General features: G+C 64.0%; 24 protein-coding genes and 1 pseudogene. 6 read left to right on the top strand and 19 right to left on the bottom strand.

What is annotated here, in order from left to right:
• Nucleotides 1–49 precede the first annotated feature (49 nt).
• A pseudogene (locus HD883_RS06690) lies at nt 50–1,708 on the top strand (acyl-CoA synthetase); the annotation flags it as partial.
• On the opposite strand, the gene HD883_RS06695 reads toward HD883_RS06690, so the two are convergent.
• Complete coding sequence (locus HD883_RS06695) at nt 1,632–2,510, bottom strand: ferritin-like domain-containing protein (RefSeq protein ID WP_179587094.1); 879 nt, start codon at nt 2,508–2,510, stop codon at nt 1,632–1,634. The pseudogene HD883_RS06690 and the gene HD883_RS06695 sit on opposite strands and share 77 nt — an antisense overlap.
• 94 nt (nt 2,511–2,604) lie before the next feature.
• On the opposite strand from HD883_RS06695, the gene hslO reads away from it, so the two are divergent.
• The 3 genes from hslO to HD883_RS06710 all read left to right on the top strand — a co-directional run bounded on the left by hslO (nt 2,605) and on the right by HD883_RS06710 (nt 4,276).
• Nucleotides 2,605–3,573 carry an Hsp33 family molecular chaperone HslO gene (gene hslO / locus HD883_RS06700; protein ID WP_179587092.1) on the top strand — a complete coding sequence of 323 codons (969 nt, stop codon included), beginning with the start codon at nt 2,605–2,607 and terminating at the stop codon, nt 3,571–3,573.
• A 181-nt stretch (nt 3,574–3,754) separates the two neighbouring features.
• Nucleotides 3,755–3,940, top strand: a complete 186-nt coding sequence (locus HD883_RS06705) for a TadE/TadG family type IV pilus assembly protein (RefSeq protein ID WP_179587090.1) — start codon at nt 3,755–3,757, stop codon at nt 3,938–3,940.
• A gap of 6 nt (nt 3,941–3,946) precedes the next feature.
• Nucleotides 3,947–4,276 (top strand): hypothetical protein, encoded by a 330-nt coding sequence (locus HD883_RS06710; RefSeq protein ID WP_179587088.1) that lies wholly within the window; start codon nt 3,947–3,949, stop codon nt 4,274–4,276.
• A 25-nt stretch (nt 4,277–4,301) separates the two neighbouring features.
• On the opposite strand, the gene ftsB is transcribed toward HD883_RS06710, so the two are convergent.
• From ftsB to HD883_RS06745, 7 genes are all read right to left on the bottom strand, one after another.
• The gene (ftsB, locus tag HD883_RS06715) at nt 4,302–4,694 is read right to left on the bottom strand and encodes a cell division protein FtsB (RefSeq protein ID WP_179587086.1); all 393 of its coding nucleotides are present in this window, start codon (nt 4,692–4,694) and stop codon (nt 4,302–4,304) included.
• 12 nt (nt 4,695–4,706) lie between these two features.
• On the bottom strand, nt 4,707–5,990 hold the full coding sequence (gene eno / locus HD883_RS06720) for a phosphopyruvate hydratase (protein WP_179587083.1): 1,284 nt from the start codon (nt 5,988–5,990) through the stop codon (nt 4,707–4,709).
• 18 nt (nt 5,991–6,008) lie between these two features.
• Nucleotides 6,009–6,893 carry a 3-deoxy-8-phosphooctulonate synthase gene (kdsA, locus tag HD883_RS06725; RefSeq protein ID WP_257022015.1) on the bottom strand — a complete coding sequence of 295 codons (885 nt, stop codon included), beginning with the start codon at nt 6,891–6,893 and terminating at the stop codon, nt 6,009–6,011.
• Complete coding sequence (locus tag HD883_RS06730) at nt 6,890–8,548, bottom strand: CTP synthase (RefSeq protein ID WP_179587081.1); 1,659 nt, start codon at nt 8,546–8,548, stop codon at nt 6,890–6,892. The genes kdsA and HD883_RS06730 overlap by 4 nt, the downstream gene beginning before the upstream one ends.
• Before the next feature lie 131 nt (nt 8,549–8,679).
• A complete protein-coding gene (locus HD883_RS06735; protein ID WP_179587079.1) occupies nt 8,680–9,315 on the bottom strand; it encodes a hypothetical protein in 636 nt (211 codons plus the stop codon).
• Between the two features lie 31 nt (nt 9,316–9,346).
• On the bottom strand, nt 9,347–10,009 hold the full coding sequence (locus HD883_RS06740) for a 3-oxoacid CoA-transferase subunit B (protein WP_179587077.1): 663 nt from the start codon (nt 10,007–10,009) through the stop codon (nt 9,347–9,349).
• 10 nt (nt 10,010–10,019) lie between these two features.
• The gene (locus HD883_RS06745) at nt 10,020–10,718 is read right to left on the bottom strand and encodes a CoA transferase subunit A (RefSeq protein ID WP_179587075.1); all 699 of its coding nucleotides are present in this window, start codon (nt 10,716–10,718) and stop codon (nt 10,020–10,022) included.
• A gap of 171 nt (nt 10,719–10,889) precedes the next feature.
• Here HD883_RS06745 and HD883_RS06750 point away from each other — a divergent pair, with 171 nt between their 5' ends.
• Nucleotides 10,890–12,518, top strand: a complete 1,629-nt coding sequence (locus HD883_RS06750; RefSeq protein WP_179588699.1) for an electron transfer flavoprotein-ubiquinone oxidoreductase — start codon at nt 10,890–10,892, stop codon at nt 12,516–12,518.
• A gap of 85 nt (nt 12,519–12,603) precedes the next feature.
• On the opposite strand, the gene HD883_RS06755 is transcribed toward HD883_RS06750, so the two are convergent.
• From HD883_RS06755 to HD883_RS06770, 4 genes are all read right to left on the bottom strand, one after another.
• Complete coding sequence (locus tag HD883_RS06755) at nt 12,604–13,446, bottom strand: heme ABC transporter ATP-binding protein (RefSeq protein WP_179587073.1); 843 nt, start codon at nt 13,444–13,446, stop codon at nt 12,604–12,606.
• A gap of 3 nt (nt 13,447–13,449) precedes the next feature.
• Entirely contained in the window at nt 13,450–14,562 is a 1,113-nt protein-coding gene (locus tag HD883_RS06760; protein WP_179587071.1) for a FecCD family ABC transporter permease, read from the bottom strand.
• A complete protein-coding gene (locus HD883_RS28005; protein ID WP_179587070.1) occupies nt 14,562–15,485 on the bottom strand; it encodes a heme/hemin ABC transporter substrate-binding protein in 924 nt (307 codons plus the stop codon). Before HD883_RS28005 ends, HD883_RS06760 begins: the two co-directional genes overlap by 1 nt.
• Nucleotides 15,486–15,945: 460 nt before the next feature.
• Nucleotides 15,946–16,575: a biliverdin-producing heme oxygenase gene (locus tag HD883_RS06770; RefSeq protein WP_179587068.1), complete on the bottom strand. Its 630-nt coding sequence runs from the start codon at nt 16,573–16,575 to the stop codon at nt 15,946–15,948.
• Nucleotides 16,576–17,009: 434 nt separating this feature from the next.
• Between HD883_RS06770 and HD883_RS06775 the strand changes: the two genes are divergently transcribed.
• Nucleotides 17,010–19,187 carry a malate synthase G gene (locus HD883_RS06775; RefSeq protein WP_179587066.1) on the top strand — a complete coding sequence of 726 codons (2,178 nt, stop codon included), beginning with the start codon at nt 17,010–17,012 and terminating at the stop codon, nt 19,185–19,187.
• A gap of 129 nt (nt 19,188–19,316) precedes the next feature.
• Here the strand turns inward: HD883_RS06775 and HD883_RS06780 are convergent, their stop codons facing one another.
• The 7 genes from HD883_RS06780 to HD883_RS06810 form a co-directional block, all read right to left on the bottom strand.
• On the bottom strand, nt 19,317–19,925 hold the full coding sequence (locus tag HD883_RS06780) for an NUDIX domain-containing protein (protein ID WP_257022016.1): 609 nt from the start codon (nt 19,923–19,925) through the stop codon (nt 19,317–19,319).
• Nucleotides 19,922–20,242, bottom strand: coding sequence for a DUF2818 family protein (locus tag HD883_RS06785; protein WP_257022017.1), 321 nt, complete (start codon nt 20,240–20,242; stop codon nt 19,922–19,924). Before HD883_RS06785 ends, HD883_RS06780 begins: the two co-directional genes overlap by 4 nt.
• Before the next feature lie 200 nt (nt 20,243–20,442).
• Nucleotides 20,443–21,924, bottom strand: coding sequence for an NADH-quinone oxidoreductase subunit NuoN (gene nuoN, locus HD883_RS06790; RefSeq protein WP_179587062.1), 1,482 nt, complete (start codon nt 21,922–21,924; stop codon nt 20,443–20,445).
• A gap of 20 nt (nt 21,925–21,944) precedes the next feature.
• The gene (locus tag HD883_RS06795) at nt 21,945–23,432 is read right to left on the bottom strand and encodes an NADH-quinone oxidoreductase subunit M (protein ID WP_179587059.1); all 1,488 of its coding nucleotides are present in this window, start codon (nt 23,430–23,432) and stop codon (nt 21,945–21,947) included.
• 11 nt (nt 23,433–23,443) lie between these two features.
• Nucleotides 23,444–25,567: an NADH-quinone oxidoreductase subunit L gene (gene nuoL, locus HD883_RS06800; RefSeq protein ID WP_179587056.1), complete on the bottom strand. Its 2,124-nt coding sequence runs from the start codon at nt 25,565–25,567 to the stop codon at nt 23,444–23,446.
• A gap of 27 nt (nt 25,568–25,594) precedes the next feature.
• Nucleotides 25,595–25,903: an NADH-quinone oxidoreductase subunit NuoK gene (gene nuoK / locus HD883_RS06805; RefSeq protein WP_074323126.1), complete on the bottom strand. Its 309-nt coding sequence runs from the start codon at nt 25,901–25,903 to the stop codon at nt 25,595–25,597.
• Nucleotides 25,900–26,544 carry an NADH-quinone oxidoreductase subunit J gene (locus HD883_RS06810; RefSeq protein ID WP_179587054.1) on the bottom strand — a complete coding sequence of 215 codons (645 nt, stop codon included), beginning with the start codon at nt 26,542–26,544 and terminating at the stop codon, nt 25,900–25,902. Before HD883_RS06810 ends, nuoK begins: the two co-directional genes overlap by 4 nt.
• Between the last annotated feature and the right edge of the window lie 16 nt (nt 26,545–26,560).

A 26,560-nucleotide genomic window follows, 5' to 3' on the forward strand; every position in this document is an offset into this window, starting at 1 on the left:
AACCACGCACGCCGATCCGACCGAGATCTTGAATCGCCAGCGGAGGGTTATGGAAGACCAGTATCAGGCACTCTACACCACGTTCAGATGGTGGGTTCCTCAGCGTTTCAACATCGCCGACGCGTGCTGCCGCCGATGGACGGCCACCAGTGCCGACGCGCGCCGTATCGCTTTGTATGCGGAAAACATGCACGGCGAACGCGAGGTCTGGACGTTTGCCCGGCTGCATGAATATGCCAACCGGCTGTCGAACGGCCTGCGCCGCATGGGCGTGCAACGCGGCGACCGTGTCGCCATCGCCCTGCCCCAGCGGCCCGAAGCGGCCGTCGCCCATATTGCCGTGTACCAGCTTGGCGCCATCACGGTGCCCTTGTCGACGCGCCTGCCCGGTGATGTGGTCGAACAGCGCCTGCGCGACAGCGAGTCGCGGATCGTCCTGGTGGACGGCATGGCGGCCGACACCGTGCTGCCCGCCGCCGATCGCTGCCCGCTGCTGCGTCAGGCCATCGGCATCGATCTGGACGACGAACGCGTGCTGTCCTGGCGCACGCTGATCGCGCGGCAGGAAAGCGTGTTCGACATGCATCCCACCAGCGCCAACGACCCCGCCATCCTGCTGTACAAGACCGGCACGACCGGTCCGGCGCGCGGCGTCGTGCTGTCTCACGGGTCCCTGATCGGCAACCTGCCCGGCGTCGTGGCATCGCAGGACTGGTTTCCCGAACCCACCGACGTGCTCTGGACGGGGTCCGAATGGGGCGGCGGCCATGGCCTGTTCGACGGCCTGCTCCCTGCCCTGTACTTTGGGCAGCCGCTGGTCGCCAGCCGCCATGCCAGCACGCCTGAACAGGTGTTCGAACTGCTGGAACGCTATCAAGTCACCAACGCCAGCTTGCAGCCTGCCGCCTTGCGCGGCCTGCTGGACGCCGTGCCCGACGCTGCGACCCGCTACAAGCTGTCGCTGCGCGCCATGGCCGTGGGCGGATCCCATCTGGACGCTGCGCTTGCGGCCCGATGCGAACGCGAACTGGGCGTGACGCCCAACGAAACCTACGGCCAGGCCGAAGTGCGCGCCATCATCGGCCACAGCCGGCACAAGTGGCCGACCCGCCCCGGCAGCATGGGCCGGCCCTATCCGGGCCACCAGGTCGCCATCGCCACGCCGCAGGGTCATCCGGCGCCCCCGGGCACGGTTGGCGAGATCGTGGTCAACCGGTACGACATCCAGGGCCATGCCGATCCCGCCTTGTTCCTGGGCTACTGGCGCGGCGAAGAAGCCGGCCGGCCGGTCAGCGGCACCTGGCATCACACGGGCGACCTGGCGCGCGTCGATGAAGACGGCTATTTCTGGTACGCCGGGCGTATCGAAGACGTTTTCCCGGCTGACGGCGGGCACACGGTCGTGCCGGACGAGGTCGAAGCCGTGCTGCGCGGCTGTCCGGGCGTGGAAGACGTGGCGATCGTGCCGGGGCGCGCATCCAAGGTGAAGGCCTATGTGGTGCGGCGCAGGGCCGGCCGGGACGCTACGGAACTGGATGCAGCACAGGGCGACGACGACAGGTTCGCGCGCGAGCTTCGCGACTACGCCCGACAGCACCTGCCTGCCTGGCAAGTGCCGGCCGACGTGGAAGTCATGCCGGCTTTGCCGATGACGGTGAACGGGACGGTGCGGCGGATGGCGCTGCGGTTTCGCGAGGAGGAATCCGCGCGGAAGCGGCTGCCTGCTCAAGCGCCACCAGCTCCGGCTCCGTGAATCCGGCTTCCCGGCGCGCCGGGAAGTTGAACGGACCCCGCAGCACCGGCACCACATAGGCTTCGCTCAGGATTGGGTAGTGCACGACCGGGTCCAGCCCGGCGGCGTCGCACAAATGGCGGTACCACCGGTTGCCGATGGCCACGTGGCCGATTTCGTCCCGCAGAATGATGTCCAGGATCCCCGCGGCCTTGTGGTCGCCGGCGTGGGCCAGCCGCGCGCGGATTGCCGGGCTGGCGTCCAGGCCCCGCGCTTCCAGGGTCCGCGGCACCAGCGCCATACGCGCCAGGGGGTCACCCTTGGTCTTTTCGGCCATCTGCCACAGGCCGTCGTGGGCCGGAAAGTCGCCATACGCCACGCCATGTGCCGCCATGTGGTCGGTCAACAACGTGAAATGCAGGGCCTCTTCGCTCGCCACCTTCAACCAATCCTGATAGAACCCTTGTGGCAGGCCAGAAAAGCGCCATATAGCATCCAGGGCCAGGTTGATCGCGTTGAATTCGATATGCGCCAGCGCATGCATGAGCGCGGCGCGGGCCTCGGGCGTGGCCATGCCCCGCGTGGGGACATCGCGCGGCGCCACCTGGACGGGCCTGTCGGGCCGGCCGGGTACCCCCGCGGGTTCGGGCAGGTCCGCTTCCGGATCCGCCAGCAGCCCCAGCGCGGGCAGTTCCCGCGTCCTGGCGGCCTTTTCCACTGGGTCCGTCAGGCACACCAGTTCGCAGGCGCGACGGCGGAGTTCTCTCGTTTCTGTCATGCGCCGATTGTAGGCTGGGCCGGTACAATCTTGCCGGTAACCAGACGTGTACCACCCGCCAGGCCACGAGCCACGGCGTTCAGGAGCAGCATTTTTGTCCGACCATCTCAAAAAGTACCTGTTCGAAGGCAACACGGTACGCGCCGAAGTCGTTGCCATCCGCGACACCTGGCAGGAAATCCAGGCCCGCCATGACTACCCGCCTGCCGTGCAGAAGCTGCTGGGCGAACTGGTCGCGGCCGCCGCCCTGCTGGCCGCCAACATCAAGTTCAATGGCACCGTGGTCCTGCAGCTGCAAGGCGACGGCCCCATCGGCCTGATCGTGGTGGAATGCCATGCTGACCTGGGCATGCGCGCCACCGTCAAGATTCGCGAAGGCTATGAAGTGCCCGAGGATGGCACCCTGCAGACGCTGCTGAGCCCGGGCGGCAACGGCCGTTTCTCGGTCGTGCTGGACCCGCAGGACCGGCACGCCGGCCAGCAGCCCTACCAGGGGATCGTGGCCATGCAGGGCGACACCGTGGCCGAAGTGCTCGAGCACTACATGGCGACGTCCGAACAGCTGCAGACGCGCATGTGGCTGGCGGCCGACGCCAACTGTACCGCCGGGTTGCTTCTGCAGAAGCTGCCTGACCAGGGCGGCCACAGTGTCAAGCCTGAGGGTGACGCCCCCTCTACCGAAGGCGCGGCGGATGCCGACAAGGAAGCGGACCTGGCCGATACCTGGGACCGTGCCCAGCATCTGGCCGAGACGATCAAGCCGGAAGAACTGCTGACCGTCACGCCCGACACCATCATCCGCCGCCTGTACTGGCAGGAAACGATGACGGCGTTCGAACCGCTGCCCGTCCAGTACCGCTGCACCTGCTCGCGCGAGAAAGTCGCGAACGTGCTGCTGCGCCTGGGCCAGGCCGAAGTCGATGACATCATCGAAGAACAAGGCCGTGTCGAGGTCAAGTGCGACTACTGCGTCAAGGCGTTTGAATTTGACCCGGTCGATGTCGCGGAATTGTTTGCGACTGAATCGACGGCGCTGCGGCACCAGAGCGACTCCCGGCATTGATGCTGGCTAGCGGTAAGCAGTGAAAAAGCGCGGGCCGAGTCCCGCGCTTTTTTTGTCCGGCGCAACATTCCGAATGGCGGGCGCATTGGCGTCCGCACAGACTATCGGGATGCCGCTGATCCTTCGCCCCCCGCTCATCGGGTCTGTCAATCGCCCGCCTCGTCGCCCCAGGCGGCGCGGCATGGCGATCATCGAGTTCCTGCTGGTGGCCCTGCCCCTGTTCCTGCTGGGCGTCGGCGTGATCGAAGTGACACGATGGGCAGTGGCGCGCCAGGCGATCAGTTACGCGCTTTTCGAAGCTGCGCGGACCGGTGCGATCACCGGCGGCGATTCGCTCGCCATCCAGCTGGCGTTCGAACGCGCGTAGATCCCCTTGCTGGGCCAGGGCGAAACGGATCTTGCGTTGGGGCACGACGCGGTCCGAACCCGGCTGGCGGGCTTTCAAAAAAGGTGGGGTGTCGATGGCTATCGGTTGGTGCGCGTTCTGCCACAACCCGAGTCGCGCGCGGTCGGCGTCCGCCCGGACGAAAGCATTTTGGTGCTGGATCTGACCTACCTGCACGCGCCGCTGTTTCCGGGCATCCAGCAGGTACTCAAACGAGTCGTCCTGCCGTCAGGCAACGATGGCTACACGGACGCGGCTCGGCAAGCCGGCCTCGTCGTGATTCGACGGGATATGGCGATGCCCATACACAAGAAATGATTTGCAGCCCGCTGGGCCGCTACAGTCAGCGCGAATTAAGTGGCTGTGAGGCAGCCGCAGGCCGGGCAGCCGGTGCAGGCGCACCCGCCGTCGCACCGGAACCCGTCGCCGCGGCGCCAGGCGCAGGCGCCTGGGCGTTGGCAGACGATGCGTCCACGATCTGCACAAAGGCTTCACCTTCGCGGATCATGCCAAGTTCGAACCGTGCACGCTCTTCGATGGCGTCCGTACCGCTTTTCAAGTCGCGGACTTCGGCATCCAGGGCGATATTGCGCGTTTCGAGCTTGGCGTTCACCTCGTGCTGGGCGGCCAGCAGCCGCTCCAGTTCCCAGGTGCGCATCCACCCCCCCTTGCCGAGCCACAACGGGTACTGGATAGCGACCAGCAGCAAGGCGATGATCAGGGTGAGCAGACGCATGGACGGCGGCTTTTAACGGAGGTTGTAGAAAGCCGAACGACCTGGGTAGTGCGCCACGTCGCCCAGATCTTCTTCGATCCGCAGCAACTGGTTGTACTTGGCCATACGATCCGAACGCGACATCGAGCCGGTCTTGATCTGCAGGGCGTTGGTACCCACCGCGATGTCGGCGATGGTCGAGTCTTCGGTTTCGCCCGAACGGTGCGACACGACGGCGGTGTAGCCGGCGCGCTTGGCCATTTCGATGGCGGCGAACGTTTCCGTCAGCGTGCCGATCTGGTTGATCTTGATCAGGATCGAGTTGGCGATGCCCTGGTCGATACCTTGCTTCAGGATCTTGGTGTTGGTGACGAACAGGTCGTCGCCCACCAGCTGCACGCGCTTGCCGAGCTGTTCGGTCTGGTACTTCCAGCCCGCCCAGTCGCCTTCCGCCATGCCGTCTTCGATCGAGATGATCGGGTACTTGTCGCACCAGGTGGCCAGAAGATGCGTGAATTCCTGCGGGGTCAGCGCGGCCTTCTCGCCTTCCAGGTGGTACTTGCCGTCACGGAAGAACTCGCTGGCGGCGCAGTCCAGGCCCAGGGCGATCTGCGTGCCGGGCTCGTAGCCGGCCTTTTCGATGGCCTGCAGCACCAGCTGGATCGCGGCTTCGTGGTTTTCGACGTTGGGGGCAAAGCCGCCTTCGTCACCCACGGCCGTCGACATACCCTTGTCGTTGATCAGCTTCTTGAGCGCGTGGAACACTTCGGCGCCCATACGAATGGCTTCGCGGAACGACGGTGCGCCCACCGGCAGAATCATGAATTCCTGCAGGTCGAGGTTGTTGTTGGCGTGCGCGCCACCGTTGATCACGTTCATCATCGGGACGGGCATGCTCATGGCGCCGCTGCCACCGAAGTAGCGATACAGCGGCAGGCTGCATTCTTCGGCGGCGGCCTTGGCCACGGCCATCGACACGGCCAGCATCGAGTTGGCGCCCAGGCGTTCCTTGTTTTCGGTGCCGTCCAGGTCGATCAGGGTACGGTCCAGGAAGGCCTGTTCCTGTGCGTCGAGGCCCATCAGGGCTTCGGCGATTTCGGTATTCACGTTCTCGACAGCGCGCAGCACGCCCTTGCCAAGATAGCGGCTCTTGTCGCCGTCGCGCAGTTCGATCGCTTCACGCGATCCGGTCGATGCGCCCGATGGCACGGACGCGCGGCCCATGGCCCCCGACTCGAGCAGGACGTCGCATTCGACGGTGGGATTACCGCGGGAGTCAATGACTTCGCGGCCGATGATGTCTACGATTGCGCTCATGATGTGTCTCGTGGTGGTTTACTGAAAATCGCTTTCGATGAAGCCATGGCGTTTTGCCACCTGGTCCAGCTCGATCAACGAGCCCAGGAGGTCGGCCATGCGCCCCAGCGGTACCGCATTCGGACCATCGGATTTCGCATGCGCGGGATCGGGATGGGTTTCCATGAACAGGCCGGACACGCCCACTGCAACGGCAGCGCGCGCCAGCACCGGCACGAATTCGCGCTGGCCGCCCGATGTCGACCCCTGCCCGCCCGGCAACTGCACCGAATGAGTGGCGTCGAACACGACCGGGCAGCCGGTCTCGCGCATGATGGCGAGCGAACGCATGTCGGAAACTAGGTTGTTGTAGCCAAACGAAGCGCCGCGTTCACAGACAAGAATGTTGCTGCCGTCGCCGCCGGCTTCGATCGCGGCCTCGCGGGCCTTGTCGACAACATTGACCATGTCGTGCGGCGCCAGGAACTGGCCTTTCTTGATGTTCACCGGCTTGAGCGACGCCGCGCAGGCGCGGATGAAGTCGGTCTGGCGGCACAAAAACGCCGGCGTCTGCAGCATGTCGACCACGGCCGATACCGGACCGACCTGTTCGATGTCATGCACGTCGGTCAGCACCGGCAGTCCCAGCTGCGACTTCACCTCGGACAGCACGCGCAGGCCAAAGTCCATGCCCAGGCCCCGGAAGGTCTTGCTGGAGCTGCGGTTGGCCTTGTCGAACGAACTTTTGTAGATGAACGGGATGCCCAGGCGCGTCGTGATTTCCTTGAGCGTGCCGGCGGTATCGATCGCCATCTGCTCGGATTCGATCACGCACGGGCCGGCGATCAGGAAGAACGGGTGCTGCAAGCCGACGTCGAAGCCGCAGAACGAATGGGTTCGGGTCATCGCGTCGAGCTGGCTCATACGTTTTCCTTGGTCGTGGTCTTCTGTTTGCGGTCGAGCGCGGCGCGCACATACGCCGAGAACAGCGGATGCCCGTTACGCGGCGTGGACGTGAACTCGGGGTGGAACTGCACCCCCACGAACCACGGATGGGCCGGCAGCTCCATCATTTCGGGCAGGTTTTCAGTCGGCGTGCGCGCGCTGATCACCATGCCAGCCGTTTCCAGCTTCGGAACATACACGTTGTTCACTTCGTAGCGGTGACGATGGCGCTCGTTCACTTCATCGCCATAGATGCGCTGTGCCAGCGTACCTGGCTTGACCGGCACGCGTTGCGCGCCCTTGCGCATCGTGCCGCCCATGTCGGACGCGGCGGTGCGCTGTTCGGTGCGCCCTTCACGGTCCATCCATTCGGTGATCAGAGCGACCACGGGGTGCGGCGTGTCGGGCTCGAATTCGGTGCTGTTGGCGTCGCTCAGGCCAGCCACGTGGCGGGCGTATTCGATCACGGCCAGCTGCATGCCCAGGCAGATGCCCAGGTAGGGCACGTTGTTTTCACGCGCGTAGCGGATTGCCTGGATCTTGCCTTCGGTTCCGCGGCGGCCGAAGCCCCCCGGCACCAGGATGGCGTCGTACTTGGCCATCGCGCCCACGCCTTCGGTCTCGATCACTTCGGAGTCGAGGTATTCGACCGTGACCTTGGTGCGTGCATGGATGCCGGCGTGCGCCAGGGCTTCCGTCAACGACTTGTACGATTCGGTCAGGTCGACATACTTGCCGACCATGGCGATCGTGATTTCGTTTTCGGGATTTTCCTTGGCTTCGATCAGCTTGTCCCACACCGTCAGGTCAGCGGGCTTGGCGGTGATGTTGAGCGTTTCGCAGACCAGATCGTCCAGGCCCTGCTTGTGCAGCATGGCCGGGATCTTGTAGATCGAGTCGGCATCCCATACCGAGATGACCGCGTCGAGCTGCACGTTCGAGAACAACGAGATCTTGGCGCGTTCGTCGTCGGGAATCGGACGATCGGCGCGGCACAGCAGCGCCGTCGGGTAGATCCCGATTTCGCGCAGTTTCTGCACCGAGTGCTGGGTAGGCTTGGTCTTGAGTTCGCCTGCGGAGGCGATGAACGGCACCAGCGTCAGGTGAATGAACGCGGCGCTGTTGCGGCCCAGGCGCAGGCTCATCTGGCGCACGGCTTCCAGGAACGGCAGCGATTCGATGTCGCCCACCGTGCCGCCGATCTCGACGATCGCGACGTCGGTCTGGCCGTCCCACGCGGCGGCTGCGCCCCGTGCGATGTAGTCCTGGATTTCGTTGGTGATGTGCGGGATGACCTGCACGGTCTTGCCCAGATAATCGCCGCGGCGCTCTTTGCGCAGCACGGATTCATAGATCTGGCCGGTGGTGAAGTTGTTCACCTTCCGCATGCGGGTGCTGATGAAGCGCTCGTAGTGGCCCAGGTCCAGGTCGGTTTCGGCGCCGTCTTCGGTGACGAACACTTCGCCGTGCTGGAAGGGGCTCATGGTGCCGGGATCCACATTGATGTAGGGATCCAGCTTGAGCATGGTGACTTTGAGGCCGCGCGATTCAAGGATCGCTGCCAGGGATGCCGCGGCGATGCCCTTGCCAAGGGAAGACACCACGCCACCGGTAACAAATACGTACTTGGTCATTGCCAATTGCACCCGGTTTTTGCCGAGCGCTTGCGGGAAATCGGAATTATAGCGGGTATGCGCAAGGCCTGCCGGACTGTGTGCAGTAACCGTTGGAGACAGCCCAACAGCTCAGCCAGACCGCGCTGCGGCTAATACAGCGCGAGCGAGTCCAGGGCCAGTTCACGGGCTTCAGTGCGACCAGAGTCTATGCGATCCGGTGTAAAGCGCGCGCCGTCAAAACGCCCTACGGCATCCTGCGTATCGCCACGGCGATAGTCGATGTAGGACTGTTCGGCGCGCCCTTCGCGGGTGAACACCGTCAGTTGTGTCAGGGTGGTCAGCAGCCAGCCCCGCCTGTCGTCGGACGGACGGAACACCAGCTCGGCCTGCGTGGTGGTGTCGTCGGCGGCAGATGCGCTACGGTCCACCACGATGATCGCCCCGCCCTGGATACGGACGTCAAGATTGCGATCGGGCGGCAGATCGGCGCCGCAGGTACGACAGGGCAGCACAAAGCCCCAGCCGGTCGCCTCGAATCCGTTGGGCCGGCGCAGCCCCACCAGCATGGCCCGGCGGCCCTGCCGGTTTTCGTAGACCTGGACCACGCCTGGATAGGCGCCGCCCAGATCGCCGGTGACTTCATTCGCAAGGGTAAAGCCATCGGGAACAAAGGCTTGCGCCGATGACGCTACGGCCGGAATGGCAAGCGCGGGCGGCAGCAAGGGCCCTGGCGCTTCGGCCCGAACACCCCCGGTGCCGAACACCGCGGCCGAGGCCACGAGCAAGGCCGCGATGCGGCCCGCACCCTTCCGTCTGTCAGGCCGCAACCGTCACCGCCGAGGTGTCGAGCGTGACGCCCGTCAGTTCCTGCACCTGCGCCACGGTCACGCCCGGGGCGGTCTCGATCAGCTTCAAGCCGTCCGGCGTCACGTCGATCACGGCCAGGTCCGTAATGATGCGATCCACGACGCCCAGGCCGGTCAACGGCAAGGTGCATTCGCCCAGGATCTTCATGTCGGTCGTGCCGTCTTTCTTTTTGGCCACGTGTTCCATCAGGACCACGACCCGGCCCACGCCCGCCACCAGGTCCATGGCGCCGCCCATGCCCTTGATCATCTTGCCCGGAATCATCCAGTTCGCCAGATCGCCCTTGCCGGACACCTGCATGGCGCCCAGGATGGCCAGGTTGATCTTGCCGCCACGGATCATCGCGAACGAGTCGGCCGACGAAAAGATCGACGAGCCCGGCAGGGTCGTCACGGTCTGCTTGCCGGCATTGATCATGTCGGGATCGACCTCGCTTTCCAGCGGGAAGGGGCCGATACCCAGGAGGCCGTTTTCGGACTGCAGCCAGACTTCCAGTCCGGCCGGCACTTGGTTCGCAACCAGGGTCGGCAGGCCGATACCCAGGTTCACATAAAAGCCGTCCTGCAGTTCCTGCGCAGCGCGAGCCGCCATTTGTTCACGGTTCCAAGCCATGGTCGTCTCCTTATGCCGGGCGCGTGGTGCGCTGTTCGATGCGTTTTTCGGGGGTCGCATTCAACACGATGCGATGGATGAAGATGCCGGGCAGATGAATCTGGTCGGGATCGAGTTCACCCACTTCCACGATCTTTTCAACTTCCGCCACGGTGATCTTGCCAGCCATGGCCACGTTCGGGTTGAAGTTGCGCGCGGTCTTGTTGAAGATCAGGTTGCCGCTCTTGTCGGCCACCATCGCCTTGACCAGCGACACGTCCGGCACCAGCGAACGTTCCATGACGTAGGTCTGACCGTCGAATTCGCGGGTTTCCTTGCCTTCGGCGATCATCGTGCCCACGCCGGTTGCCGTAAAGAAGGCCGGGATGCCCGAGCCGCCCGCGCGCAGCTTTTCCGCCAGCGTGCCTTGCGGCGTGAATTCGATTTCCAGTTCGCCGGCCAGGTATTGCCGTTCGAATTCCTTGTTTTCGCCCACGTACGAGGCGATCATCTTGCGAATCTGCCGGGTGGCCAGCAGCTTGCCCAGACCGACGTTGTCGATGCCCGCATTGTTGCTGATGCAGGTCAGCTGGCTGGCGCCGGAGTCGCGCAGCGCGTCAATCAGCGCCTCGGGGATCCCGCACAGGCCAAAACCGCCCACCGCGATGGTCTGGCCATCGCGCACGATGTCGAGCAGCGCGTCTCTGGCGCTCGCATAGACTTTATTCATTGATCTTTTCCTCGTTGACTGCTGGTTTCAGCGTGATCGTACGTGAACGCCTAAAATACAATCCGAGAATAATACTTCCAACCTATTGGTGACGGAACCGCCATCCGCCCTGCGGCCCGTCGCCCGCCCACGCGGAGCACTTTCCTCATGCAAGAGATTGAACGCGAGTCGATGGAATACGACGTCGTCATCGTTGGCGGCGGCCCTGCCGGACTTTCCACCGCGATTCGCCTGAAACAACTGGCCGCCGAGACCGGCCGCGAAATCGGTGTCTGTGTGCTGGAAAAAGGCGGCGAGATCGGCGCCCACATTCTGTCCGGTGCGGTGATGGATCCCCGCGCGCTGACCGAACTGATTCCCGACTGGAAAGAAAAAGGCGCCCCCTTGACGGTGCCCGTGACCGAAGACCGCTTCCTGTTCCTGTCGGACACCGGCGCAAAAGCCACCCCGTCGTGGATGCTGCCGCCCTGTTTCCATAACGACGGCAACTACATCGTCAGCCTGGGCAAGGTCACGCGCTGGCTGGGCGAACAGGCCGAAGGCCTGGGCGTCGATATCTTCCCGGGCTTTGCCGCCGCCGAAATCCTGTACAACGACGATGGGTCGATCAAGGGCGTGGCCACCGGCAACATGGGCGTGGGCCGCGACGGCGAGCCGACTGACCAGTTTCAGCCTGGCATGGAACTCCATGCGCGCTACACCATCTTTTCGGAAGGCTCGCGCGGTCACCTGGGCCGTCAGCTGATGGAACGGTTCAAGCTGAACGACGGCAAGGATCCGCAAAGCTACGGTATCGGCATCAAGGAACTGTGGGAGATCGATCCGGCCAAGCACAAGCCCGGCCTGGTGATCCACACCGCCGGCTGGCCGCTGGAAAGCGATACCTATGGCGGATCGTTCCTGTATCACCAGGAAGACAACAAGGTCGCCATCGGCCTGATCGTGGGCCTGGATTACGCCAATCCTTATCTGTCGCCATTCGAAGAGTTCCAGCGCTTCAAGACGCATCCGACCATCCGTGCCTTCCTGGAAGGCGGCAAGCGCATTTCGTATGGCGCACGGTCGATCACGGCAGGCGGGCTCTTGTCCTTGCCCAAGCTGGTGTTCCCGGGCGGCGCCATGGTCGGTTGCGAAGCGGGCTTCATGAACGCATCGCGCATCAAGGGCAGCCATGCCGCCATCAAGTCCGGCATGCTGGCCGCGCAGGCTGCGTTCGACGCCGTGGTGGCCGACCGCCGCCATGACGAACTGACCGCCTACCCCGCCGCATTCGAAGCGTCGTGGCTGTTCGAAGAACTGAACAAGGCGCGCAACTTCAAGCAGTGGTTCAAGAAGGGCCGCACGGTGGCGACGCTGATGACGGGCATCGAACAGCTGGTGTTCCGCGGCAACATGCCCTGGACCATCCACCGTACCAAGCCCGACCACGTGTACCTGAAGCCAGCCAGTGAATGCACGCCCATCGTGTATCCCAAGCCGGACGGCAAGCTGACCTTTGATCGCCTGGGGTCGGTGTTCATCTCGAACACCAATCACGAGGAAGACGAGCCGGTCCACCTGACGCTGAAGGATCCGACCGTGCCGACGCGGATCAATCTGCCGACCTACGCCGGGCCCGAAGGACGCTACTGCCCCGCAGGCGTGTACGAGTACGTGAAGGACGACGCCGGCGCCGACAAGCTGCAGATCAACGCGCAGAACTGCGTGCACTGCAAGACCTGCGACATCAAGGATCCGACGCAGAACATTGTGTGGGTCACGCCGCAAGGTGGCGAAGGGCCGGTGTATACGGAGATGTGATGGCGCGGGATGTGAAGCCGTGAAGAAAAAGCCACCCTGCGGTAAGCAAGGTGGCTTTTTTTTGACCCAGGTTGGCGGACGTCGCCTAGCCTGCCCAGGGCCGCGTGGCCACCAGCAGCCCGCCATCGGCGTCGATGCGGGCGGCATCGACGGCAAAGCACTGCTGCACGAACGTCCGGGTCAGCACATCGCGCGGCGTGCCGTCGGCAACCACGGCGCCGTCCAACAGCGCCACCACCCGGTCCCCATATTGCCCGGCCAGATTCATGTCGTGCATCGTGATGACGACACCTGTGCCGGTGCGATGGGCGAAGTCGCGAACGACCGTGCAGACTGCGTGTTGGTGATGCGGGTCCAGGCTAGCGCAGGGCTCGTCCAGCAGCAACAGATTGCGGGTCGGCTCCGTGCCGGTTTGCGCCGCACGTCCGCCTTCCGGCCAGATCTGCGCCAGCACCCGGGCCAGGTGGACCCTGGCCTGCTCGCCGCCCGAGAGCTGGGTCATCGACCGATGGGCCAGATGGTCCACGCCTGCAGCCGCAGCGGCTTCATTGACAATGCGGGTCAGCGTGGCGTGCGATCCGGTCCGCGCCAGGCAACCTAGTTTGATGACTTCCTGCACCGTGAACGGCAGGCTGAGCCCTGCCCGTTGGGGCAAGACGGCCCGGCGCTGTGCGAGGGTCTTCCGATGCCATGACGCCAAAGGCTTGCCGTCGAAGTCGATGCGGCCGGATGCAGGGGCAAGGTCGCCTGACACGGCGGCCAGGAGGGTCGATTTACCGGCGCCGTTGGGGCCGATCAGCATGACCAGTTCGCCGGGGGCGACCGTCAGCGACACGTCGCGCAGCACGGCATGGTCTGCCCCGCCGCGTTGGCGGCGATGGACGGTCAGCGCGTCGACGCGCAGCACCGGCGCTTGGACTGATGTCATCGCTCAGCCCTCCATCATCCGGCCCTTGCCGCGCAGCAACAGGACCAGAAAAAACGGAGCACCGATCAGCGCGGTCAGCACACCGATAGGCATCTCCGCAGGCGCAACCAGCGTGCGTGCGACCACGTCGGCGCCGACCGTCAAGGCTGCGCCAAGCAAGGCCGAGCCGGGCATCACCACGCGTGCGTCCGGCCCGGCGATCAGGCGAATGCAATGCGGCGCGACCAGTCCGATAAAGCCGATCATGCCGCAGAACGCCACGGCCAAGCCAACCGCCAGCGCACTGAAAATGATGGACAGGGTCTTGAGTCGGTCGACATGAACGCCCAGGTGGCGCGCTTCGGCTTCGCCCAGCGCCATGGCATTCAAACCGACCCGCAGCCGCCACATGCCGAACACGGCAATCACGCCGCCCGCACTGACCACGCCCGCCACCGGCCACGACGCCGCCGCCAGGCTGCCCAGGTTCCAGAACGTCATGCTGCGCAACTGTTCGTCGGTGGCGACATAACTCGCCAAGCCGATCAATGCGAATGCGATCGCGTTGAGCGCAATGCCCGCCAGCAGCATGGCCGCGACGGATACGCCCAGTGACGTCCGGCCGATGCGGTACACCAGCAAGGTGGTGACGACGCCGCCCGCAAAGGCCGCCAGCGGATACAGCGCCAGCCCGAGCTGCGTGGTCAGCCCAGGCCACCACAGATTGCCGAAGACGATCGTCAGCGCGACGGCCAGCGCCGCGCCGCTCGACACGCCAATGAGCCCGGGGTCCGCCAGGGGATTACGGAACAGACTTTGCATGGTCGCGCCGGCCATCCCCAGCAACGCGCCGATGCCTGCGCCCAGCACCACGCGGGGCAGCCGGATCGTCCACAGCACGCCCATCTGCTGCGCGTCGAAGCCGCTATCGGACACGCCAAGCTTGCTCAGGAAAATAGCCACGACCTGCGACGGCGAGATGGGGTACGCGCCCCGCCCTGCCGCCAAGACCAGAAGGACGATCAACAGCACGGCGAGCACGCCAAACAGGGCAGGCGCCGGCAGCCTGCCTGCACCGCGGGAGCGGGCAGGCGTGGGGCTCGTGGGCGGCGCGGGCGGGGTTGAAGCGATCGCCATCAACGAGGCGATGCCGCGAAACCAGCCGGAGAGGGCGCCGCAGAAGCACTTGGAGAAGGCGCCACGGATGACGCCGTCGATTGCGCTGCCGGTCGTCCTTCCAGCCGCCTCGACGTTGGCGCCGCGCCCTGCCCTGGCCCACGTATCGCCTGCAGCAGCCCCTGATGCAGCGCCTCGACCGCCTCAGGCAGCCGCGGACCAAAGCCCAGCAGCAGCACGATGTCAAAACTGCGAATCGCCCCGCTGCGCCCCGCCGGCGTCAGCGCGACACCCGGCAGCGCCTTCAGTGCATCGGTATCACCGGGCTTCAGCACGCCGTCGTACGTGCCGATGATGACGTCCGGTGCGGCTTGGGCAAGCGCTTCGGCCGACAAGGGCTTGTAGCTGTCGAACGCATCGCCGAACGCATTGCGTGCCCCCGCCAGACGCAAGATGGCATCGGCCCCGGTGCCTCGGCCGGCGGCCACCACCGTGGGCCCATGCCGCATCAGAAACGCGACCGACGCGATCTTGCCGGACCGGGTGCGCAGCGGCTTGCCGTCCACCTGCGCCATCACATCCGCCCACCGCGCAGCCAATGACACCGACAGCTTTTCGCCTTCATCGAGCCGGCCCGTGGCGCTGGCCACCTGACCGATGCGTTGCAACAGACCTTCGAACGAATACGCGCCATCCACGCGCACCACCGTCACGCCCGCCGCCGCCACCTGCGCCAGCACGGCCGGCGGCCCGGCATCCTGACTGGCCAGCAGCACCTGCGGCGCCAAGGACATGACCCCTTCGGCCGTCAAGGTCCGTTGATAGCCCACCTTGGGCAAGGCCTGCGCCACCGCCGGGTACAGACTGCTGGTATCCACGCCGACGAGTTGCGCCTGCGCCCCGAGGGCGTACACGATCTCGGTCGTGCCCGCGCCGACGGACACCAGGCGCGGACGTGCGGAGGGTGCGGTGGCAGGTTCCGGGGACGTTGATGAAGCTGACGTTGATGCCGCTGACGTTGACGAAGCTGACGTGGCAGCCTGCGCCGCCGAAACCCGTAGCAGTCCCGCTGCCCCCAGCGCCTGCAGAACGCGTGAAACCCATGTGATGCCAGGCACGCTCAGAGGCAACGCAGACGCCATCCGCAACACACGGCGACGTCCGGCGGCAACGCCCAGGGCGGGCACACAAAGCGCCGTCTCTGTTCCACTGACGTCATCCCGTGCATCGCGAGTCGACGGCCCATCCTGGTTGAAGCCGCGCACGGCAAGGACGCGCGTCGCTTCGTCGACATCGCGCGCGGCAAGGTCGCGCCTCCCCACAGGCAACGTTGCATGTTGGGCAGGATGTGTCTCCGTATCCACTCCACCCGCGCGCCCCTTGTCCCGTCGCATCCTTTGCCCCTTACGCCGCAAGACCGAAACTGCGTCGCAGCAGTTCGGCAAAGCGATGGAACGCCTGGCGGGCGCCTTCCACGACACGGTCTTCGTCATCTGCCGACAACGCGTTGTGGTCGAGCACCTGCACAAACCGTTTCCACGCCGCCCCCCTCCCCCCTTCCGGCGCGGCCAGGTTCCGGGCGCCGACGGTTTCGCTCAGTCCCAATCGCGCCGCCGCTTCCTTGAACAGAAACGCCGCACCGAGCTTGGATCCTTCGGACACATACAGCCAGCCCAGGCCCTCTTCCATCGCCAGCCGCGCCGCCGCCGGCGCATCGGCGTCGTCCGGCACGACAACCGCCAGGTCCTGCAGGTCCATCGCCGCCGCCGCCAGACGCGGCCGCGACGGCAGATCCGGAATCATCGCCTGCAGGCGCGCGTCGTCATACAGCGACTCGATATCTCGCTGGAACAGATACTGGGTCAGCACGAAACGGCCGTAATTCTCGCGGTTGTCGAATGGCTGGGTCGACATCACCAGTTGATCGAGCATGTCGTGCAGCCTGGCGGTTTCCGCCTTGAGCCGCTGCGACAGCGTGAGCGGGGTCTCGGCAACGCTGCCGGGCGACGCATCGGTACTAAGGGGGGACGACATGGAAGGACTCTGCATGGATGAATTCAAAATCGTTTGCTGACACTGGAGCGCGCGTCGTCTCGGCCCAAGGTGACCCGCGGCCGCGCGCTCAAGCCAGGGAATGCGTGGACAAGGTCCGCATCGCACTCTGGAAGTATTGGGAGAATACCTCGTCACCGAGCAAGGCCCTCTAGTCGCCCCGCCCGTCTGTGGCCCTACGTGGACCCGCTCTGACACGCGCTGCCTGCATCGCAATGATACGCATTCGCGCAACCAACGTCATCGGCGACGGCGCGCCTTCCCCACTCCCCACGCAAAAGACTAGTGACTGCAATACACGGTATCGGATGCCCGCCCGGAGCGTCCGGGCGTTTATGATCATCCATAGCCAAAACTTCCGGGCGCTGCACCGTACACGCCCGACTTCCTTACCCAAGATTGTGTGGAGAACCCCCATGACTGAACGCATCGCCCGCCACGGCCTCCAGGTAGCCTCGCTGCTGGATCGTTTCATCGAACAGGAAGCCCTCAAGGATTCCGGCCTGGACAGCGACACCTTCTGGCAGGGCTTCTCCCGCCTCGTTCACGACCTGGCGCCCAAGAATCGCGCGCTGCTGAAGGAACGTGACCGTCTGCAAGCCGAGATCGACACCTGGCACCAGGCCCACCCGGGTCCGATCACCGACATGCCGGCGTATCGCAGCTTCCTGGAAAGCATCGGCTACCTGCAGGCGCGGCCGGCAACCGTCAAGGCCAGCACCAAGAACGTCGACACCGAAATCGCCGAACAGGCCGGTCCGCAGCTGGTGGTGCCGGTGTCGAACCAGCGTTACGCGCTGAACGCGGCCAACGCCCGCTGGGGCAGCCTGTACGACGCCCTGTACGGCACCGACGCCCTGCCCGACACCGACGGCGCCGAACGCGGCGCGGGCTACAACCCCAAGCGCGGCCAGGCGGTCATCACCCGCGCCCGCGCCTTCCTGGACCAGGCCGCGCCGCTGGCGAGTGGCTCGCACGTGGACGCAACGTCGTACACCGTGGTCGATGGCGCCCTGCAAGTCGACCTGGGCGGCAAGACCACCGGCCTGCAAGACCCGTCGCTGTTCCGTGGCTACCAGGGCGATGCGTCGGCCCCGACCGCGCTGCTGCTGCGCCATAACGGCCTGCACTTCGAGATCCAGATCGACAAGACCGACTCGATCGGCAGCACCGACAAGGCCGGCGTGAAGGACGTGCTGATGGAAGCCGCCCTGACGACCATCATGGACTTTGAAGATTCGATCGCTGCGGTCGACACCGAAGACAAGGTGCACGTGTACCGCAACTGGCTGGGCCTGAACCTGGGCACGCTGACCGAAGAAGTGAGCAAGGGCGGCAAGAGCTTCACCCGCCGCCTGAACGACGATCGCACCTATACCGGCGCCGACGGCAAGGAACTCACGCTGCATGGCCGCTCGCTGATGTTCGTGCGTCACGTCGGCCACCTGATGACCAACCCGGCGATTCTGGACAAGGACGGCCTGGAAATCCCCGAAGGCATCATGGACGGCGTGGTCGCCACCCTGGCCTCCCTGCCTGACCTCAAGCGCAAGCAAAACTCGCGCGCCGGATCCTTCTATGTCGTGAAGCCCAAGATGCACGGCCCCGCCGAGGTCGGCTTCGCAAATGAGTTGTTCGACCGCATCGAAGACCTGCTCGGCCTGCCGCGTCACACCATGAAAATGGGCATCATGGACGAAGAACGCCGCACCAGCGTCAACCTGAAAGCGTGCATTGCCGCCGCCAGCGAACGTGTGGCCTTCATCAACACGGGCTTCCTGGACCGCACGGGCGACGAAATGCACACCGCGATGGAAGCCGGCCCCATGATGCGCAAGGGCGACATGAAAGCGTCCTCCTGGATTGCCGCCTACGAGCGCAGCAACGTGCTGATCGGCCTGGACGCCGGCCTGCGTGGCCGCGCCCAGATCGGCAAAGGCATGTGGGCCATGCCCGACCTGATGGCCGCCATGCTCGAACAAAAGATCGCGCACCCCAAGGCCGGCGCCAACACCGCCTGGGTCCCCTCACCCACCGCCGCCACCCTGCACGCGCTGCATTACCACCAAGTGGACGTGCAAGCCGTTCAGCAGGACCTGGAAAAGACAAAGCTGGCCGATGTGGACGACCAATTGCTGGAGGGCCTGCTTACCGTGCCGATCGGCGACCCAAGCAAGTGGTCCGCCGCCGACATCAAGCAGGAACTGGAAAACAACGCGCAAGGCATCCTGGGCTACGTGGTCCGCTGGATCGCCCAGGGCGTCGGCTGCTCCAAGGTGCCTGATATCCACAACGTCGGCCTGATGGAAGACCGCGCCACCCTGCGCATCTCCAGCCAACACATCGCCAACTGGCTGCGCCACGGCATCACGACCGACGCGGACGTGAAGGACGTGATGAAGCGCATGGCCAAGGTGGTGGACCAGCAGAACGCCAACGATCCGATCTATGAGCCGATGTCGGGCAATGAAGAGACGTCGCTGGCATTCAAGGCGGCGAGCGCGCTGGTGTTTGAAGGGTTGGCGCAGCCGAATGGGTATACGGAACCGTTGCTGCATCGCTTCCGGTTGGAGCAGAAGGCGGCTCGGGGGTAACGATCAAGACAGGGCGGTAACGCCCTGGCCCCACACACGGGGCCTTGAATAAAAAAACGCCGCAGGGGCTTGGCCACTGCGGCGTTTTTGTCGTTGGCGCACGATCGTTCGACCGGCGATCGGCGGCCTTTAGCTACCTTTGACCGGCACCTGATCCCCGCGCCCTTCGCGAAACTTCTCAACAAAGAACGCCGAGATGATCGTCTTCACATCGGTGACGATGCCTGCGGCGATCCACGACAGCAGCTCTTCCAGCGTGGCCGTAAACACCTCGACGAACTCGTTCTCGTCCAGCTTCTGCTCACCCGCCTCAATGCCTTCCGCCATGAACAGAATGATGCGTTCATCGCAGTAGGCAATGGCGTTGTGGATGGTGGTCAGCTCGGTCCACTTGCCGCCGTGGTACCCCGTCTCTTCCAGCAGCTCGCGTTGCGCGGTTGCCAGGGGCGCCTCACCCTTGTCGATCTTGCCAGCCGGGAATTCGACGAAGGCGCGGTGCATGGGATAGCGGTACTGCCTGACCAAAACCAGGCGGCCGTCCGGCAGCACGGGCACGATGGCGGCAGCGCCCGGGTGGTGGAAGTGTTCGCGCGTGGACGTGGCCCCGTTGGGCAGCCGGGCGGTATCGCGCCAAACGTCCAGCAGTTTGCCCTTGAAGACGGATTCGCTGGTCAGCGTCGCTTCCTTCATGCGGGCCGACGCGGCGTCCAGGTCTTTGCGAAGTTCGTCTGCGGTCATGCCACCCTCTTTCTCATCAAGTACCGGTGTACGAAGCCGGGAAATGCCAGCACCAGGAACAGCACGAAGGTAATGGCGTAGAACTGCCATCCTTGCGGAAAGACGTTGCCCAGGCTGGCTTCGAAGCCGCGCCCGATCAGGCCGATCAGCAGGTACAGGACGACCAGTTCGACAAAGCGCAGCCAGAACGGCTTAGCAACGATCGCGCCTGCGCGGCGAAAGGGCAGCACGGCAAACAGGCGTTCAGTCAGGAAGGGAAGATTCGCGCCGACGAGCGCAAGGAACACAAGAACGTAGATGGCGAGCGTTTGTTTCAAGAGCGTGCACCACCTTGCAGGGAAGCCTCGCGGGACGCGCATCGCGGTGGACGCGGCCCCGGCTCAGGCGGGCCTTGATAAGCATCAGGCTCCGGGAAAACAACCCCGGAGCCTGAACCTCAGAACTATCAGAACTCTAGAACTTGGGCACCTCAGCACTTCAGCACCTCAGCACCTCAAGCCCCCCGAGGTTCAAATCCTCAGAACTTCAGCGACGTGGAAATCGCCTGCACACAGAGCGCCATCAGCGGTGCGGGCAACACGCCCAGCACCAGCATCAGCGCACCGTTGACCGACAGCACCGACTTGAAGCCGATCGATGCCACGATGGGCGAGTTGTCGGTCGGCTCGTCGAAGTACATGGTCTTGACTACGCGCAGGTAGTAGTAGCCCCCAATGAGCGAGAACACGACTGCGGTGATGGCGAGGCCCACGTGGCCGATACCGACCAGCGACTGCAGGATCGACAGCTTGGCGTAGAAGCCCACGGTCGGCGGCACGCCGGCCAGCGAGAACATCAGCAGCAGCATGATCAGGGCGTACCAGGGATTGCGGCGGTTCAGGCCGGCCAGATCCTTGATGTCGTCGCATTCAAAGCCAGCGCGCGACAGCAGCATGATGATGCCGAACGAACCCAGCGTGGTCAGCACATAGATCACCACGTAGAACATGGCCGAGCTGTACGCGTTGTTGGCGTTGGCGGCGTTGCCGTCGACGATGCCCGACATCAGGCCCAGCAGCACGAAGCCCATGTGCGAGATGGTTGAGTACGCCAGCATCCGCTTCAGGCTGGTCTGCGCAATAGCGGCCAGGTTGCCGATCGCCAGCGACGCGACAGCCATGATGGCCAGCATCGGCTGCCAGCTGGCCCACAGATCGCCCAGACCTTCGACCAGCAGACGCAGGATGATGACAAACGCGGCAAGCTTCGGGCCACCGCCCAGCAGCAGCGTGACGGGGGTCGGTGCGCCTTGATAGACGTCGGGCACCCACATGTGGAACGGAACCACACCCAGCTTGAAGGCCAGACCCGCGACCAGGAACACCAGGCCGAAGACCATGATCATGCGGTCCTGATTCTGGTCGGCCACCGCGCGGGCAATGCCGTCCAGCGTCAGGGTGCCGGTCGAACCATAGATCATCGACATGCCGTACAACAGGAAACCCGATGCAAGCGCGCCCAGCACGAAGTACTTCATGGCGGCTTCGGTCGACACGGGGTGTTCGCGGCGCAGGGCGACCAGCGCGTAGAACGACAGCGACATCAGTTCCAGGCCCAGGTAGATCGTCAGCATGTTGCCGGCCGAGATCATGATCATCTGGCCCAGCAGCGCCAGCAGCGACAGCACATACAGTTCGCCGCCGCGCAGCATGCCGCGCAGGTGCGCATAGCTGCGGCCATAGATCAGGGTCACGCCCACGGCGATGTACGAGAACACCTTGAGCACGTGGCCGATGCCGTCCGCGACATACAGGGAGCCGAACGCCGTCCCCTGCACGCCGGAGATCAGCTCCGACAGGCTCAACCAGGTCAACGCCGCAAGGGTCGTCAACGACAGGTAGTGCGTGAGTTTGCGCTCCTCGTCTTTGCTGAATGCGTCGATCAGCAAAATCGTAGACGTCAGCACCAGGAGAAGAATCTCCGGCAAGACGAGGGGCAGGTTCAGATTGGCAAAGTCCATTGCGTTAAGCGTCCCGCGACTTACAGTTTTGAAACAGCGACATGCTTGAGCAGCGCATCGACCGAGACGTGCATCACATCGGTGAAGGGTGCCGGATAGATACCCATGTACAGCACGGCGATGGCCATGATCGCCAGGATCGCGAATTCACGACGGTTCAGGTCGGTCAGGGCCCGCACGTGGTCATTGGCGATGGGGCCGTAGATCACGCGCTTCACCATCCACAGCGAGTACGACGCGCCAAGGATCAGTGCGGTGGCAGCCAGCAGGCCGATCCAAAAGTTGTATTCGACCGCGCCCAGGATTACGAAGAACTCGCCCACGAAACCGCTGGTGGCCGGCAGGCCGCTGTTGGCCATCGAGAACAGCACGAAGAACACGGCAAAACGCGGCATCACGTTGACCACACCACCGTAATCGGCGATCTGGCGCGAGTGCATGCGGTCATAGAGCACACCGATACACAGGAACATGGCGCCCGAGACGAAGCCGTGCGAGATCATCTGGATGATCGCGCCTTCGGTACCGGCGGTGTTGAACATGAAGAAGCCCAGGGTCACGAAACCCATGTGGGCGACCGACGAGTACGCCACCAGTTTCTTCATGTCGGACTGCACCAGTGCGACCAGGCCGATGTAGATCACGGCGATCAGCGACAGGACGATCATGAATCCCGACAGGCTGTGCGACGCATCGGGCACGATGGGCAGCGACAGGCGCAGGAAACCATAGGCACCCAGCTTCAGCATGATCGCGGCCAGCACCACCGAACCGCCGGTAGGCGCTTCCACGTGGGCGTCGGGCAGCCAGGTGTGCACCGGCCACATCGGCACCTTGACGGCGAACGCCATCAGGAAGGCGAAGAAGATCAGGATCTGTTCGGTGTAGCCCAGGGGCAGCTTCTGCCACGTCTGGATGTCGAACGAGCCGCCCGATGCATGCCAGAGGTAGATGAAGGCCACCAGCATGAGCAGCGAGCCCATGAACGTGTACAGGAAGAACTTGATGGCTGCGTACACGCGGTTCGGACCGCCCCACACGCCCACGATGATGAACATCGGGATCAGCGTGGCTTCGAAGAAGATGTAGAACAGCAGACCGTCCAGCGCGACGAACACGCCGATCATCAAGCCCGACAGGAACAGGAAGGCGCCCATGTACTGCGCCACGCGGTCGGTGATGACCTCCCACCCTGCCAGCACCACGATGACCGTGATGAAGGCCGTCAATGGCACAAGCCACAACGAGATACCGTCGATGCCCAGGTGATAGTAGATGCCGAACTGCGCGACCCATGCGGTGTTCTCGACGAACTGCATGTCGGCGGTGCCGGCGTTGAAGCCCGCGATCAGCGGAATCGTGACGATCAGCCCGGCGATCGAGCCGATCAGCGCCAGGACGCGCGAGACGTTCGGATTGTGTTCACGGCCAGTGGCCAGGACCAGCAGCCCGAATACGATCGGCGTGAAGATCGCAAGCGTGAGCCACGGAAGAGAAGATTGAGCCATGTCGCTTGCCATCAATTATTCATCAACACAAAGAACGTCACGAGCGCCATGATGCCGATGATCATGGCAAAGGCGTAGTGATAGATATAGCCGGACTGCAGGTGGCGGACCACCGAGGCGATCCAGCCCACCGACCGCGCGCTGCCGTTGACGATCAGGCCGTCGATCAGCTGGCGGTCGCCGAACTTCCAGAAGCCATTGCCGATCACGCGGGCGCCACGGGCAAAGACGACTTCGTTGAACTTGTCCATGTAGTACTTGTTGTCCAGCAAGGTGTAAATGGCGCCGCTACGTGCCTTGATCGCCGCCGGAACGGCCGGGTTCACAAGGTAGAAGTACCAGGCCACCACCACACCGGCCACGGCCAGCCAGAACGGCGCCGTCGTGAAGGCGTGCATGCCATACGCGGCCCAGCCGTGGAAGTGCTCGGCCAGGTGCGCCATGACGTGGTGGTCGGGCGACACGTAGATCACATTCTTGAAGAAGTCGCCGAACAGCAGCGGGCCGATCGCGATCGCGCCGATGATGACCGACGGGATGGCCAGCAGCACCAGCGGCACCCAAACCACGGCGGGCGACTCGTGCGGCACGCCGCCGTGACCGTGGTGGTCGTCGTGGCCGTGCACATCGTGCGCATGGTCGTCGTGCGGAATGGCTTGCGAGTCGTGCGATCCGTGCGCCGCGTGCGGCGCATGCGTCGTGGCATGTGCAGCCGCGTGGTCGTCATGACCATGCGCATCCGCATGATGGCCGCCGTCCGTCGCGAAACGTTCCTTGCCGTGGAAGACCAGGAAGTACATGCGGAACGAGTAGAACGCCGTCACGAACACGCCGATCAACGTGGCCCAGTACGCGAAGCCCGCGCCCGGAATCGTCGACAGCTTGGCCGCTTCGATAATGTTTTCTTTCGAGTAGAAGCCTGCAAAGAACGGCGTGCCGATCAGTGCGAGCGAGCCCAGCAGCGACGTGATCCAGGTGATCGGCATGTACTTGCGCAGACCGCCCATCTTGCGCATGTCCTGTTCGTGGTGCATGCCGATGATGACCGAACCGGCCGCCAGGAACAGCAGGGCCTTGAAGAACGCGTGCGTCATCAGGTGGAAGATGGCGACCGAGTAGGCCGACGCGCCCAGCGCCACGGTCATGTAGCCGAGCTGCGACAGCGTCGAATACGCGACCACGCGCTTGATGTCGTTCTGGATGATGCCCAGGAAGCCCATGAACAGCGCGGTGATGGCGCCGATCACGATGATGAAGGACAGCGCGGCGGGCGACAGTTCGAACAGCGGCGAGAAACGCGACACCATGAAGATGCCCGCGGTCACCATCGTTGCGGCGTGGATCAGTGCGGAGATCGGGGTCGGGCCTTCCATCGAGTCAGGCAGCCAGACGTGCAGCGGAAACTGCGCCGACTTGCCCATGGCGCCGATGAACAGGCTGATACACGCGACCGACAGCAGCATCCAGTCGGTGCCCGGGAAGGTCATGCCGGCCAGCTTGGTCGACTGCGAGAACACCTCGGCGTAGTTCATCGAACCGGCGTAGCCGAACAGCAGGCCGATACCCAGGATGAAGCCGAAGTCGCCGACACGGTTGACCAGGAAGGCCTTCATGTTCGCGAAGATCGCGGTCGGACGGGTGTACCAGAAGCCGATCAGCAGGTACGAAACCAGGCCCACTGCTTCCCAGCCGAAGAAGAGCTGCAGCATGTTGTTGGACATGACCAGCATCAGCATCGAGAAGGTGAACAGCGAGATGTACGAGAAGAATCGGGCATAGCCCGGGTCTTCCTTCATGTAGCCGATGGTGTAGATGTGCACCATGAGCGACACGGAGGTGACGACCACCATCATCATGGCCGACAGGGTGTCGATCATGAATCCGATTTCGAGCTTGATGCCGCCAATCGCGCCCCAGGTGTACAGGGTGCCATTGAAGGTGTAGCCCGCCAGCGCGTCTTGCAACGCGATGACCGCACCAATGGCGGATATCAGGACACCCAGAATGGTGACGGTATGCGCCCCTGCCCTTCCAAGCCAGCGTCCGAGGAAGCCGGTGCCGAACAAGCCGGCCAGGAGGGACCCGATCAACGGGGCGAAAGCGATAATGAGATAGAGCTTAGGAACGCTCGACATGTCTTGGTTTTCTCGTTTACTGGACCGTCAGCCCTTGAGCCGGTCAAGTTCATCAACGTTGATCGTGTTCAGGTTGCGGAACAACACAACAAGAATCGCAAGGCCGATGGCCGATTCAGCGGCTGCCACCGTCAATATGAAGAAGACGAATACCTGACCGCTGATGTCGCCCATCCAGGTGGAAAAGGCGACGAAGTTCATATTGACCGCCAGCAGCATCAACTCGATCGCCATCAGCAGCACGATGATGTTCTTGCGATTCAGGAAGATGCCGACGATGCTGATGGCGAACAGGATCGCCCCCAACACCAGGAAGTGGCCCAGGGTGAGCGTCATGCTTTGGCTCCATTCGAATCGGATGCAGTGTCCAGGGGCGTCGGCTCCGGCTGCTCGGTCTGCGACGTCATCTTGACGATGCGCACGCGATCCTTGGCGCGAACCCGGATCTGGTCGGACGAGCGCGTGACCTTGACGTCGGAGCGGCGGCGCAGCGTGAGCGAGATCGCCGACACCATGCCCACCAGCAGCAGCACGGCGGCGACTTCGACTGCGAACACGTAGTCCGTGTACATCGCGATGCCGATGGCGCGCGTGTTGTTGAAGTCGGCGGCGACAGGCGCCGGGCCGGCTTCGGGCACCCAGTAGGCACGCGCCAGCACGAACGACATTTCCACCACCATGATGGCGCCGACCGACAGGCCCACCGGCAGGTAGGACTTGAAGCCTTCGCGCATCTTGCTGGTGTCGATGTCGAGCATCATCACCACGAACAGGAACAGCACCATGACCGCGCCGACATACACCAGCACCAGCAGGATGGACAGGAATTCGGCCTTCAGCAGCATCCAGATCATGGCGGCCGTGAAGAACGCCAGCACCAGGTGCATCGCGGCCGTGACGGGGCTGCGCGTCGTGATGATCCGCAAGGCGGCCAGCACGAGGATCGCGGCAAACAGATAGAACAGAATGGCGGTCATAGTTTGAATGTCAGGT

Source organism: Pigmentiphaga litoralis (assembly GCF_013408655.1).
In the GTDB taxonomy this organism is placed as follows: domain Bacteria; phylum Pseudomonadota; class Gammaproteobacteria; order Burkholderiales; family Burkholderiaceae_B; genus Pigmentiphaga; species Pigmentiphaga litoralis_A.